This window comes from Nonomuraea sp. NPDC004580 (assembly GCF_040609855.1).
GTDB classification, from domain to species: Bacteria; Actinomycetota; Actinomycetes; order Streptosporangiales; family Streptosporangiaceae; genus Nonomuraea; species Nonomuraea salmonea.
In genome coordinates, this window is record NZ_JBEXLH010000036.1 from 72,145 (window position 1) to 84,533 (window position 12,389).

At 67.1% G+C, this 12,389-nt stretch carries 11 protein-coding genes, 1 tRNA gene and 1 pseudogene; 3 read left to right on the forward strand and 10 right to left on the reverse strand.

Annotation, left to right across the window (positions count from 1 at the left end):
- Positions 1-4: 4 nt before the first annotated feature.
- The 4 genes from ABZW11_RS30115 to ABZW11_RS30130 all read right to left on the reverse strand — a co-directional run bounded on the left by ABZW11_RS30115 (position 5) and on the right by ABZW11_RS30130 (position 5,556).
- Positions 5-181, reverse strand: a complete 177-nt coding sequence (locus tag ABZW11_RS30115; RefSeq protein ID WP_355424190.1) for a hypothetical protein — start codon at positions 179-181, stop codon at positions 5-7.
- 80 nt (positions 182-261) lie between these two features.
- Positions 262-3,216: an AAA family ATPase gene (locus tag ABZW11_RS30120; protein ID WP_355424193.1), complete on the reverse strand. Its 2,955-nt coding sequence runs from the start codon at positions 3,214-3,216 to the stop codon at positions 262-264.
- A 47-nt stretch (positions 3,217-3,263) separates the two neighbouring features.
- Positions 3,264-3,659, reverse strand: coding sequence for a helix-turn-helix domain-containing protein (locus ABZW11_RS30125; RefSeq protein WP_355424196.1), 396 nt, complete (start codon positions 3,657-3,659; stop codon positions 3,264-3,266).
- A gap of 973 nt (positions 3,660-4,632) precedes the next feature.
- Positions 4,633-5,556 carry a hypothetical protein gene (locus ABZW11_RS30130; protein ID WP_355424199.1) on the reverse strand — a complete coding sequence of 308 codons (924 nt, stop codon included), beginning with the start codon at positions 5,554-5,556 and terminating at the stop codon, positions 4,633-4,635.
- A gap of 119 nt (positions 5,557-5,675) precedes the next feature.
- On the opposite strand from ABZW11_RS30130, the gene ABZW11_RS30135 reads away from it, so the two are divergent.
- Positions 5,676-6,305, forward strand: coding sequence for a hypothetical protein (locus tag ABZW11_RS30135; RefSeq protein WP_355424202.1), 630 nt, complete (start codon positions 5,676-5,678; stop codon positions 6,303-6,305).
- Here the strand turns inward: ABZW11_RS30135 and ABZW11_RS30140 are convergent.
- Positions 6,199-6,444, reverse strand: a pseudogene (locus tag ABZW11_RS30140) (hypothetical protein); the annotation flags it as partial. The gene ABZW11_RS30135 and the pseudogene ABZW11_RS30140 overlap by 107 nt on opposite strands.
- The gene (locus ABZW11_RS30145; protein ID WP_355424204.1) at positions 6,396-6,812 is read right to left on the reverse strand and encodes an SgcJ/EcaC family oxidoreductase; all 417 of its coding nucleotides are present in this window, start codon (positions 6,810-6,812) and stop codon (positions 6,396-6,398) included. The pseudogene ABZW11_RS30140 and the gene ABZW11_RS30145, both read right to left, overlap by 49 nt.
- A gap of 662 nt (positions 6,813-7,474) precedes the next feature.
- Here ABZW11_RS30145 and ABZW11_RS30150 point away from each other — a divergent pair.
- Complete coding sequence (locus ABZW11_RS30150; protein WP_355424218.1) at positions 7,475-8,764, forward strand: IS3 family transposase; 1,290 nt, start codon at positions 7,475-7,477, stop codon at positions 8,762-8,764.
- Positions 8,765-9,031: 267 nt separating this feature from the next.
- Here the strand turns inward: ABZW11_RS30150 and ABZW11_RS30155 are convergent, their stop codons facing one another.
- Complete coding sequence (locus ABZW11_RS30155; protein ID WP_355424207.1) at positions 9,032-9,244, reverse strand: DUF397 domain-containing protein; 213 nt, start codon at positions 9,242-9,244, stop codon at positions 9,032-9,034.
- Positions 9,235-10,068 carry a helix-turn-helix transcriptional regulator gene (locus ABZW11_RS30160; protein ID WP_355424210.1) on the reverse strand — a complete coding sequence of 278 codons (834 nt, stop codon included), beginning with the start codon at positions 10,066-10,068 and terminating at the stop codon, positions 9,235-9,237. Before ABZW11_RS30160 ends, ABZW11_RS30155 begins: the two co-directional genes overlap by 10 nt.
- A gap of 248 nt (positions 10,069-10,316) precedes the next feature.
- Between ABZW11_RS30160 and ABZW11_RS30165 the strand changes: the two genes are divergently transcribed.
- The gene (locus ABZW11_RS30165) at positions 10,317-10,802 is read left to right on the forward strand and encodes an ATP-binding protein (RefSeq protein WP_355424221.1); all 486 of its coding nucleotides are present in this window, start codon (positions 10,317-10,319) and stop codon (positions 10,800-10,802) included.
- 331 nt (positions 10,803-11,133) lie between these two features.
- Here ABZW11_RS30165 and ABZW11_RS30170 read toward each other — a convergent pair.
- Positions 11,134-11,207: transfer RNA gene (locus tag ABZW11_RS30170), tRNA-Arg, on the reverse strand.
- Positions 11,208-11,261: 54 nt separating this feature from the next.
- Complete coding sequence (locus tag ABZW11_RS30175) at positions 11,262-12,032, reverse strand: ZIP family metal transporter (protein WP_355424213.1); 771 nt, start codon at positions 12,030-12,032, stop codon at positions 11,262-11,264.
- Between the last annotated feature and the right edge of the window lie 357 nt (positions 12,033-12,389).

Consider the following 12,389-nt stretch of genomic DNA (forward strand, 5'->3'; position numbering starts at 1 on the left):
CGGCCTACAGGGGTTGGTAGGGGTCGTGGCTCTCGTCATCGCCGTCATCGCCGTCATCCCGGGTATCGGGGGCGTCAGGGGCGTCGGGGGCGTCAGGGGTGCTGACGTCCCCGCGCGACAGCTCAAGTGGTCGCTGGTGCTCGGTGAGGGAGTCGTCACGCGCGAAAGGTCGCTCAGGCATGCACTGCCCTAGGGCCATGGATCATGGAGTCATGCTCGGGGTGACGGGCGAACTTCGCTATCCGGCGGATACGTCAATTTTCATGACAGGTCGCCGAGGGAGTCCTCTTCCGCGAACACTCCGGCCTCTACTGCCCTGACCGCGAGCGCGGTCCGGGTGCTCACCTTCAACTTACGCATCGCCGCACGCAGCTGTTGATCCACCGTGGCCGGTGACTTGGCCAGGATCCGGCTGATCTCCCGGTTCGTCTTGCCGGCGACGACCAGCCGGACCACGTCGAGCTCGCGAGGTGAGAGCCGGTCGCCGTACCCCCTCCGGCCGCCGCGCCACAGCCGCGGAACCTCGGCGCCGTGTTCGCGAAGCCGCTGTGCGACGCGGTCCGCGTCGCCGCGGGCTCCGAGCCCGAACAGTCGCTCGTACTGAGCGGCCAGCAGCTCTCGGCCCTGTTCGACATGGCCTTGCGCGATGAGCGCCTCGGCTTGACGCTCGCGGGCGAGCATGGCGTCGTACGGGCGCGGCAACGCGTCCCAGGCGCGCGCCGCCCGCTCGTACGCCCGCGCCACGCGGGCGTGGTCTCCTGCTGCGGCGGCCAGCAGCGCACGGCATACGGCGAGGGCGGCGCGCGGCGCAGGCGCCGTACGGCCACGCAGTCCTCTGGCGAACTGGTCGCCCAGGCGGGTCGCGGCCTGCGGGTCGCCCGCGACGAGATGCGCCTCGATCCTGGCGGGGACGAGGTCCGCCGCCCAGACCCAGATGCCCTTTCTCCGGACCGTGTCCATCGGCTCGTCCGTGATCTGCAACGCCCGGCCGCTGTTCCCGTCCGTCAGCCACAGCCTGGCCAGCGCGGCGGCGGCCTCCATCGTGTCGTCGGCCGCGCCGAGACGGGCGGACTCCTCAAGGACCAGCCGGAACTGCTCCCTCGCGGCGCGCCGCCGTCCGGCGGCGGCCGCCAGCCGGGCCGCGAGGCGAATGCTGCCGAGGTAGAGCGCCGGCCGGTCCCGATCGGCATCGGCGAGCGCCGCGCTCGCCTCCGCGAGACCCTCCCACCGGCCGGTGAACCACGCCAGGTTGCTCTGTTCGAGCCGGACGTTGTGTCGCAGCCGAGACGCGTGCTCGGCCTCGGCAAGGCGCATGGCCACGGCGAGGTGTCTCTCCGCGTCGGCGTACCGGCCCCAGATCAGGGCGCCGGTCCCGACGTTGGTGTGGATGCGGGCCACGTCGAGCCGCTCCGCCGAGGTCGCGCCGTCGATGGGCAGGCCGGCGACGACGTCCCAGGCCTCCTCCTCGCCGAGCATGAGCAACGCGGCGGCGCGGTTGCCGGCCAGGTTCAGCCGCTCCGCGGGAGAGTCGACCTCGGCGGTGAGCTCAGCGGCGCGATCCAGCCAGCGCCGATGGGTCGACGCCGGCCACGGTCCCGCGTAGGCCCATCCCAGATAGGTCATCGCCCTGGCCGCCTCGACCGGGTCATGGTCGAGGTTGGTCACCGCCTGCTCCAGCTCGCTGAGCGCGGCCTGCGCCTCACCCCCGATGATCAGGAGCCGGCCCAGGGGGTTACGGATCTCGGCCTGCTGGCGGGCGGAGAGACCAGGGGTCTCCAGCACCGAGCGCAAGGTACGGATCACCCGGTGGTAGACCTCGTCGACCGGTTCACGACGGCCCAGTGCGGCCACTCCGGCGATGCGCGCGACCCGTGCCCGATCCGCCGGCGGCAGCTCGGACCACGACAGCAGATCGACCAGCAGGTCGACCGCCTTGGTGTGGTCGCCCGAGGCCATGGCCAGCTCGGCACCCTGCTCGGCGTACCGCGCCCAGGACCGTGTCTCGCCCGCCTCACGGAAGTGGTGGGCGAGGCGTGCGACAGGCGGCGGATGGATGCCCTCCAAGGCCCGGCCGGCCAGCAGGTGGAAGTGTCTGCGGTCGGTCAGCGGGATCGCTTCGTAGACGGCCGTGGCGGCCAGCACGTGCCGGAACCGCCACTGGCCGCGCTCGTCTCCGTCCAGGACGCCGACGTCGGCCGCCTCCGCGATGGCGCCTCGGCACGCGGCCGGTGACAGCCCGGCGGTCATCGCGATCGCGGCCACCGACGACCGCTCGGCCAGCGTGGCCGCCGCTCGCAACACCTGCTGCGCCGCCGGCGACAGACGGCCCACCCGCTCCCGGGTGGAGTCGCGCACCGTCGGCGGCACCTGGAGCTTGCGCAGCTTCAGCCGGACCCACTGCCCGTCGCGGAAGACGAGGTCGGCACGGTCGCACATGAGGCGAACCGACTCCTCCAGCACCAGAGGCACCCCACCGGTCCGCTCGTGCATGAACGTCGTGAACTCCTGCGATATCGGGTTGCCGTCCAGCATCGAGGACACCAGCGCCGCCGTGTCGTCGGGTCGCAGCGGCGCCAGGGCGACCCTCAGCTGGGCCACGCCGGCAGGTAACCGGGACGTCAGCCGCAGCAACAGCGATCCGGCGTCCACCTCCTCCGGCCGATAGGAGATCACGAGGCTCGGCCCGTCCGATTGCTGCCGGGAGGCGACGAACAGCAGGAACTCCAAGGTCACCTCGTCGGCCCAGTGAGCGTCCTCGAGCACGAGAACGTCCACGTGCAGAGCCCGCAGCAGCTCGTCCAGGGCGCGGAACAGGCGATGCCGTGCCGCCTTCGCATCGTTCAAAGGCGGCAATGCGGGCGGCAGGTCCGAGGACCATTCAGGGAACAGGGGCCGTAACGCACCCGCGAGCTCGGTGAGCCGCAATCGCGACACCGGGCGGTCGATCCCATGGAACGCGTCGACGATCGGCCCCAGCGTCAGCGACTCGCGAAGCGGCGGGCACACGGAGACCAGGGCAGTGCGCTGGTCCGGCGCGGCCAGCCACTCCCGCAGCAGCCGGCTCTTCCCGATCCCCGCCTCACCCTCTATCAGCACGATCGCCGGTGGCCGGGCCAAGGCGACTCGAAGCGCCGCCATCTCCCGATCACGACCCACGAAGTGCGGCGTGGAAACCGTCGGTGACGTCCCATCGTCCTCGGGGAAGGGGTCGAGCATGCGTGATGATCTCGCTTTCCGATGCTCGGGCGAAACGGCACATTCTGTCAGCCCGACAATCTTGGCAGAGCCCTTGAAGTGACGACCTCACCGGTCACGAAGATGAGCCGGGTGCTGATGTCGAGACGGAGTCTCATCTGGTCAGTACGACCTTCGGCGCAGTGGGTCAAGGAGCTCAAGCAGCGCGGCGACGCGACATCGTCGCCATCGGCAGCAGCATCACCTGGAACGTCCCGCTGCGCGCCGGACTCGTCGACGAGCCGCACCTCATCGGCGACCTCGTCGATGTGCGTCTCGGCCCAGTCCTTGATGGCCCGCATCACGGGCAGCAGGCTCAGGCCGAGCGGGGTGAGCGCGTCATCGCCCCGTACCGGGACAGACGGTGTGACGGATCGGCAGACCAGGCCGTCGCGTTCGAGGGTGCGCAGGGCCTGGGTGAGCATCTTCTCGCTCGCGCCGGGCAGGTCGCGAGGTAGGCGTCATAGGCGACGCGCGCCTGCTCGCGATGCTGGGACGCGGACGCGGTCACCGCCGCGCCGGCGGGTGCCTCGCCCGTACAGGGCCCTGAAAGACCTCGGCCGATTTTCTCGCTCCCAGGCAGCAGCGAGGCGTAGGAGGCTCCTCGCCATCCATCTCGAGTACGGCCCACGACCGCCGTCGTTGACGACCTGCCACAGGAAGAGAGGCCCGCAGAGGTGGCAACTATCCGGCATTCCGGGCTCGCCGCCCGCCGCCCGCCGCCCGCCGCCCGCCGCCCGCGCGTCATCGTCCACGGCAGGAGAACCGGCGAACAGAAGGCCAGATCAGACGCCATCTAGCGCTAATGCTCGAACAGAGCGCACCCTTCGGGTCTGTGGTTCACGGGTGGCTCTTGAACCAGCCCAGCACTCCCCATAGTGTGGCCCCGCCGGCGGCGAGCCCCGTCAGCAGCGAGGCGGGCCACGTCGCCCCATCCGCGAGCATAAGAGCGGTCGCGATGCTGGTCGAAGTGACTATCGCGAGCGCAATGAGAAGCGCGCGTTGCGAGTCCATACGAACCAACTCCTATCCGACGAAGAATCCCATCCGAAGCAGGCCCATGCGCTCAATACGCAGTGGACGCCGTCTCGGGTGGTTCCAGTAGGAGAAGGCCCTCTATCTTGCACGATACGGGCCTCTCTCGGACACGCCCATGTTTTCGCGCGGTTTTGACATGGGCGTGTCTGAGGAAAAGGTCGGCCCGTGAGCAGGTTCGCCCGCCGCGGAGGAAACGACATATGCGACTGCACCATCCCGATGTGGGACGGCTCGATGTACCGATCGAATCCCAGATCCCGGCTGCTGACTACCAGCCACAGCAACCCAGAACGTTGAGAAAAACCTTTCGAACCTACGGCCCCACCGCAGGCACATCACGCGGAATGCGCAGGGCCCGCCCTATTCGATGCGGCGCAGGTCCATGCCGTCGGATCCGTCCCACCGGTTGTTCGCGGCTGCCTGGCGGGCTCGCTCTGCCAGTTCGCCGGTCAGGCCGGTGCGCTCGATGCACCATTCGACCCACTGCGGCAGCAGATCGAGTGCGGCTTCGGCGTACTTCTCGATGTAACCGTCCGCGATGAGGATCACGGCGTGCTCGATCCGGTGCGGGGAGCAGGCGTGATAGCCGGGCCCGGACAGGTGGGACCAGTTGTCGGCGAGCGTGGCGACATCTTCCCGTTCGGGGCTGCGGTCATCTCGATCGCGTAGCCAGGCGGTGAAGTCGTCGATGATCGGGTTCAGGTCCTGCTGAGGCTTGGGCTCGGGTGCGAGGGTGAACGATCCGCAGAGCGCGCGGGCGCGCTGGCGCAGGCGGAAATGCTCGGCGATGAGTTGTCGCGACTCAGTGCCGAGCAGCAGGGCGCCCACAGAACGGCACAGCGGATCCAGCAGGTCGCGGGCTGTGGCCTGGTCGCACGGAGCCGGTTGGGCGAAGGCGGGTGCCGCGTGCGTCCCGACTGCGGCTCGCCACTCAGTCAACGCTTCCTGCGGTGAGGCGAAGACGCCGGCATGCACGACCCGGTCTCCGGTGCAACGGTCGATGTCCCAGCAGTACCAGTGCGGGTCCTGCTCGCCCCAGGCGAAGGGGGCCAGGAGCGCGTACCGCGAGCCGTACGCGTCGGCCAGCAGCAGTGGCTCCCCGGCCGGAGCGGCCCGGAGGACGTCACTCGGCCAACCGGGCGCGATGCCGGCCTTGGCCAAGGCCGGCATCGCGCCCTTGATGGCTTCTCGAACGGCGAGGTCGGGGTCACGGCGCAGCATCTGCCCGCTGGACGGCGGGGTCATCGCGGCCAGCCCGTGCAGCAACCGCCACAGGTCATCCACCTGCCTGCCGGCACGCGCTCCGATCTTAATCTGGTCGCGGACGAGATCGGCTGCGGGAGCTGGCCTGGCAGATCGCCTCGCCGTACTACGAGATGCGCGACCCGCAAGCGCAACGGCGCATGACCGATCAGAACATCGATCGCCTGCTGACCGTCTTGGCGCGGCTGGGCGTGGTGGAGCTCACGAAGGAGACGGCGGCTCTGACCCCGGCAGCCGTGCACGCCGTACAGCGCGCCCTGGGTGAAGCCGCACCGGGAGAGCCGATCTACCAGATCCGGGTGACCCTCCAGGAGAGCGCGGATCCGGTGATCTGGCGGCGCCTGCTCGTCTCCCCCGCGACCACCCTCGCTCCGAATGGAACCTGGACGTCCGGGACGAGAAGAAGACCCGGTTGCAGGAAGTGCTCACACAGGCCGGGGCGGCCATGGAGTACGAGTACGACCCTGGGCGACAGCTGGCGACATGACATCGTGCTGGAGGAGATCCTCACCGCGGAGGAAGGAGTCCGTTACCCGATGCTGGTGGACGGGGCGGGCGCCTGCCCGCCCGGAACTCCGGTTCGCACCTACGCCTGGTGCCTCCCACGACCCAACCTCATCTCGGGTTCCGTCCCTACGCTACGAGGGGAGTCGCATGCCCGGGATCGGCCAGCACCCGCCGGAAGTGTTCGTAGCCTGCGATGCCGCCGACGTCCTCTGGCGGGCAGGCGCTCAAAGAAGAGCCAGTGGTCCATAAGCCGCGTGAAATGACCCCGCCGGACGTGCCGGACGGGGTCTTGATCTGCGGGTTGGCGGCTTGGGCACGTCTTGTTGCTGAAGGCGTGTCGCGGTCGAATGCGGTCAATTGCTGCTGAGCACGCTGGTGTTCTGGCAGGCGGTCAGGCGCCACTGCCCGTCTTCCTTTGCCATGACGAACAGTGGCGTGCCCACCTCCTTCGTCCCGTCGGGGTTGCGATAGACCTGGCGCACCTTCACGGCTGCGACGTCGGGACGGATGAACAGCACGTGTTCGACCTCGAACGTGACCGTGGTGTCCTGCATCGCTCCGGGAAGCACCTGGTGCGTGAACGTCGAGATCGCATCACGGCCGAAGAGGCGCTTGCCGTGACCGGTTGTCCAGATCGCGTCAGCGCGGAACAGAGCAACGAACTCGTCAGGGAGTTCGTTGTTCTGGGAGTGCTCAACCGCGGCCACCACCTGCTTGATCGCTTCAATGTCGGTGTGGCTCGTCTGGTCAGCAAGGTTCGTTGTGCTCATGCCAATGAACGATAGAACCTTAAGTTTACTTGAGGTCAAGAGCATCAATCGTGCCCGGGCGGGCCTTGATGCGCAGGAAGCGCTCAGGTCAGAAGTCCCAGGGTTTCGGGCGCCTCCCAGGCCTGTCCAACATGCCGTAGGGACCCTGAAAGGGGTCAAAACTCAATCCAAGGCCCTGGCCTGCCTCTTCATGACTGCATCCGTTGGTCAGCCAGCGCGCTGGTACTCGTTGATCAGCCCACCGAGAACGTGACGACGCTCGATCCGGCATAGCGGCAGCGGGATCACGTCGGAGTCATCATTGGTGGGAGCTCGGAGGGCGAGGGAGCGGTGCGGCCGGTGGCGATTGTAATGATCGGCGTATTCGTCCAGCACTCTCTCCGTCAGACTGCCGTGGCACAAGGGACAGATGAGTCCTTTTGATGTGAAGCAGGGCGAGACGGGACGATCGAGACAGTGACGATGACCCTCGCCGACCAGACCGCCATGACGGGGCAGGATGGCCGGGTGACCGATGAGCAGCCAGCCCGGCCCAAACGACGGACGTTCACCAAGGCATACAAGGCACGGATCCTGGCCGCCTTCGACGCGCTGCCTGAAGGCAGTCCCGAACGGGGCGCGCTGCTCCGCAAGGAACGGCTGTACCACTCCCATATCGTGCACTGGAGAAAGCAGGCCGAGCACGGAACGCTCCCGGCCCCGACCGGCCGGCCGCACAAGAGCGCCGAGTCGGAGGAACTCGCCCGACTGCGGGCCGAGAACAAGAAACTCAAAGCCGACACCGCGAAACTCGAGTCCCGCAACGAGAAACTGGCCGGCGAGCTAGGCAAGACCAAAACCGCGCTGGACATCGCGGGAAAAGCATTCGCGCTGCTTCAGGACATCTCAAGCAGCGCGGATTCCGACACGAACTGAACCAGGTCCTGGATACGTATTTCCCCGCCCTGGAGCAATCGGCCGGCACGGTGAAAGCATGCGCGGTGTTCGGGAAATCCCGGGTCACGGTGCACCGCCGGCGCCACCCGCGCCCGCCCGTGCAAGGGCCCCGCCGGCCGTTCCACCACCCGGCCGAACTGTCCGACGCCGAACGTGAGCAGGTCCTGGCGGTGCTCGACTCGCCGCGCTTCGCCGACAAGTCGCCCGGCCAGGTGTGGGCGATCCTGCTGGACGAGGGCGTCTACCTGTGCTCGCAGGCCACCATGTACCGGCTGCTGCGCGAACGCGGGCAAAGCGGCGAACGACGCGCCCAGGCCGTCCGCCCGCCGACCAGCAAACCCGAACTGGAGGCCGACCGCCCCAACCTCGTGTGGTCCTGGGACATCACCAAACTGAAAGGGCCCGTGCGCGGCGTCTATTATCTGCTGTACGTCATCATCGACATTTTCTCCCGCAAAGTCATTCACTGGGAGATCTCGCCCACCGAGAACGGCACTCTGGCCAAGGAGTTCATCCAGAACGCCATCGCCGCCAACGGCGCCGTCGCGCCCCGCTCCATCCACGCCGACCGCGGCACGTCGATGACCTCCAACACCGTCACCGGCCTGCTCGCACTGCTCGGTATCGACCAATCACATTCTCGCCCGCACGTGTCCAACGACAACCCCTACTCCGAAGCGGAGTTCAAAACCCTCAAATATTGCCCGGCATTTCCCGGACGGTTCGGGTCCATCGAGGACGCCAACGTATTTTGCGGCCAATTCTTCCGCTACTACAATCACGAGCATCGCCATTCCGGGATCGCGATGCACACACCCGCCTCGGTGCATGACGGCACCGCCGTACACATCCAGGCCCGCCGGATCGCCACCCTCCACGCGGCCTTCCAGGCGCATCCGGAACGGTTCCGCGGTCGGCGACCCTACCCACCGGCGCTGCCGACCAAGGTGTGGATCAACCAGCCGCCCACAGCCTCCGAGACCGACACCTCACCACAAAGCACGCGAGTAGCCTGACGTCTCACCAGGTTTGACAGGTTCCGCTCCGTCCGCGCCGAGTACGCCACTACGTACCTGCAGACTTGGACGGTCGAGAACACCAACGGCCCACGCCCGGGCTGCGGAACCGGCTCCACCTTCTTCAGCCGGATCACCGCCTTCAAGCTGTGCCGCTTCCGCCCGTTTGAAACGTGCCTCCCCTCGGTGAGGACCTCACGATCCACACTCAGTTGACGTTGCCGGCAGTCGTGGTTCGGCCTACGACGCTGCTCACTTCAGGAGGCGTCAGAAGTCGAACTCGCCCTTCTTGGCACCGTCGATGAAGGCGTTCCATACGGACCGGCTGACCACGTAGGGCGGCTTTTCCGGATGTTCCGAGTCCCGGATACCTACCCATCCCCCTGCAAGGGGCGCCACCTCCAGGCAGTCGCCGCTGTCTCCAGAGCGCGTCGCCTTGCGCCAGGCGGCGTTGTCGAGCAGTTCCTTGGTCACTTCCATTGGGTGGCGATCTCCTCAATCAACTGCAGTGACGCCCGGCGCGACAGGGCGTCGCCGTGCAACATCTCGTACCTGGACTTGGTCTCCAGGACCCGATCCGCGTCCGCGGTGATCTGGCTCAACGTCACCGACTCCAGGTAGGCCATGTCGGGCATGCGTGGCCCGCTGAGAAGGATGAACGCGCCTTGCAGGCCAGTGGTGAGCCACGAATCGCGGGGAAGGATCCGGACGTTGACCCGGGGGTGGTCGTCGAAGGCGAGCAGATGGGCCATCTGTTCGGCCATCACCGCCTTCGCGCCGATGGGTCGAGTCAGGACACCTTCGTCTCTTACCGCCCATAGCGTAGGCCCATTCTCTCTCTGGAGAACATCTTGCCGCTGCATCCGGTCGGCGACGTTCTGCTCAACCACCTCCGGGGTCGTGCCGGGTTTGCCGCGGAAGATGGCCCTGGCGTACTCCGGGGTTTGCAGCATGCCCGGCACGATCAGCGGCTGCCAGGTGCGCAGCATGGCAGCCTGCTGCTCGATCCCCACCAGCTGCGCCAGCCATACGGGCCAGCGAGCCGCTTGATGCGCCGTGTCACGCCACAGCGCCAGTAGCGCGCCGTCCGCCTGCAGCGCGGCGTCGGCATCACGTGCGAAATCCTCATCCGCCGGACGTTCTCCGCGTTCGACCATGCTGATCTTCGATACCGACCAGCCGAGAACAGCAGCAAGGTCCTTTTGCCGCATACCTGCCGATATTCGGCATTCACGCAAGGAGCAGCCAAATTGCGTCCGTGGCGTCTTCAACGATGGCTCCATGTTCATGTCTTGCGAGGTCATCGGCTCCCCTCCCGTCGGTGCACGGAAAATACACGACTTCCGTGTAGTAGCGCACGGCATACGTGCCTCCGAAGTGCTTCTGACTGTCCGCCATTCGCACCCGGTGTCTGGGATTGTCGCACCAGGCCGGCAACAGGCGCCGCCGAATATTCGCAGTCGGCTACACGCTTTCTCACCACTGAACGTGCAGCCATTCGCCTAGGAGTAATGAGGAAAATGCGGTGATACCTGAAGTTCCGCAGACCGACATGGAACACATAGGAACACTCGAGCTGACGCGTGACGATCAAGCACCGCGTCTAGCCCGCCAAGCAGTGACCGGCTGGGTAGGCCGTTCCCATCCGGCCCGGGACACACTGATCCTGGCAGCGTCCGAACTCGTCACCAACGCCGTCGTCCACGCCGACCACGGACATGGCCGGCACTGGCTACTGATCCACCTCGCGCGCACGAGCGACCTCTTCCGACTCGCTGTCACCGATCCAGGGACGGCGCTGTCCGCCCCGCACCACATTCCCCTGCAGATACCTCGGCTGGATCGGAACGCCGAGCAAGGCCGCGGGCTGGCCATCGTGGCCGCTCTGTCACGCGGACGATGGGGCAGCCATCTACTGCTGCCGCACAGTCGCCACCGCGTTGTGTGGTGCTACCTGGACGCACAACCCAGCGAGTCCGACATCGAGCTGCTGTATTCGGCCGCGATGTGCACCGAATCCTCAACCCCGACAACATAGTTTCGAGGAACCACCCACCCCAACCGATCCGCAGTCATCCCTCGGCCCTGTCACCACCGGGTCGGAGCGAAATGCGGACACGGCGAGTGGCTCGAGGTTGGCCGCGGATGCTGCCTGCGGCCAACCTCCCGGACGTGTCGCGCCCCTTATGTCGCGGGCAGATGGATCACGAGGCGGGGCCGCTGCTCTTGCACAGCGTGGGAGGATGGCGAATGGATCATGGTGTGTGCGGGGTTGGTGCAGGCGAGCACATACGGAGCACGTAACACCTAGACGGAAATTCTAGAGCGCGTCCGATCCCGCATTACCGCAGGTCAGGCCATGATCAAAGCGCGCCCTGCAGGATTCGAACCTGCGACCGTCGGATTAGAAGTCCGGTGCTCTATCCAGCTGAGCTAAGGGCGCTCCCGCCTTATTGTGCATGATCCGGCGACATGTCACGCACACGTTTTCCTCGTGTCAGTCTGTCAGGCCGATCACACCCCACATGAGCAGCGTGCCGAGGACGGTGGCCGTGAGCGTCCAGCCGGTGGAGCGGCGGGGCGTGTGGGCCTCTGGGAGGATATCGGAGGTGGCGAGGTAGAGGAGGAAACCGGCGAAAAGGCCGAGGTAGGCGCCGAGGATGCCGTCGGGGATGGTGAGGAGGACGGTGAGGGTGGCGCCGGCCACCGGGGCCAGGGCGTCCAGGGTGAGGAGGGTGAGGGCGCGGCGGCGGGTGTTTCCGTACAGGGAAGTGATCGTGTACGTGTTGAAGCCGTCTGTGAAGTCGTGAGCGATTACTCCTATCGCCACTGCCACCGCCAGCGAGGCGTCGGTCTGATAGGCGGCGCCGATGGCGGCCCCGTCCAGGAGGCTGTGGATGACGAGGGTTGTGCCGGCGGTCAGGCCTACGCCTGGGCGGTGGCGTGTATGGGTGGTGGTTTCCGTCGGGGAGTGGGCGTGGTGGTGGGTGGCGTAGTCGGATTCGTGGGTGGCGTGCATCGCGACCGACCGTTCCACGATGTGGATGGTGAGGAAGGCCAGGGCGAGGGTCAGCATCGGTACGGGGACGCCGTGCACGTCGTACGAGTCCGCTGACAGTGCCTCCGGGAGCAGGTCGAAGGCCACCACGCCGAGCATGATGCCGCCCGCGAAGCCGAGGACGAGGTGGCGGCGGCCGCCGACTCGGTCCGCGACGAACCCGCCCAGGAGCGTCATGACGAAGGCCGCCAGCGACAGGAGGATCGGCATGAGGTCGCAGGGTAGCGGGATCGGCTTGGGTGGGGCGGGTTCGGAGCGGGTCGGGCGAGGGTGGGGCGAACGGGACTGAGCAGGCATGAAAGGGCTGAGGAGGTGTCCTCTGCCGGAGTGTCCCTACAACTCACCGACCCACCGACCCACCAGCTCACCGGCTCACGCGGGTGGGGTGGTGGGTCCGGAATGAGCGGACGCGGGCGGGTGAGCTGGGTCGGAAGAGTGTGCGTGGGGTTACGGGCTCGGAGCAAGGCGGGCGCGGGTGGGATGCTCCTATTGATGTCAAGCGCTGGTTTCATGATCGGTTCTGGTGATGATCTGGTAGAGCTCGCGGGCGATGTAGCGTTTGAGGCA

Excerpts from the sequence above, each read along its gene's own strand:
- ABZW11_RS30115 (WP_355424190.1), bottom strand. The coding sequence starts at position 181 with ATGCCTGAGCGACCTTTCGCGCGTGACGACTCCCTCACCGAGCACCAG.
- ABZW11_RS30120 (WP_355424193.1), bottom strand. The coding sequence starts at position 3,216 with ATGCTCGACCCCTTCCCCGAGGACGATGGGACGTCACCGACGGTTTCC.
- ABZW11_RS30125 (WP_355424196.1), bottom strand. The coding sequence starts at position 3,659 with ATGCTCACCCAGGCCCTGCGCACCCTCGAACGCGACGGCCTGGTCTGC.
- ABZW11_RS30135 (WP_355424202.1), top strand. The coding sequence starts at position 5,676 with ATGACCGATCAGAACATCGATCGCCTGCTGACCGTCTTGGCGCGGCTG.
- ABZW11_RS30145 (WP_355424204.1), bottom strand. The coding sequence starts at position 6,812 with ATGAGCACAACGAACCTTGCTGACCAGACGAGCCACACCGACATTGAA.
- ABZW11_RS30155 (WP_355424207.1), bottom strand. The coding sequence starts at position 9,244 with ATGGAAGTGACCAAGGAACTGCTCGACAACGCCGCCTGGCGCAAGGCG.
- ABZW11_RS30160 (WP_355424210.1), bottom strand. The coding sequence starts at position 10,068 with ATGACCTCGCAAGACATGAACATGGAGCCATCGTTGAAGACGCCACGG.
- ABZW11_RS30165 (WP_355424221.1), top strand. The coding sequence starts at position 10,317 with ATGGAACACATAGGAACACTCGAGCTGACGCGTGACGATCAAGCACCG.
- ABZW11_RS30175 (WP_355424213.1), bottom strand. The coding sequence starts at position 12,032 with ATGCCGATCCTCCTGTCGCTGGCGGCCTTCGTCATGACGCTCCTGGGC.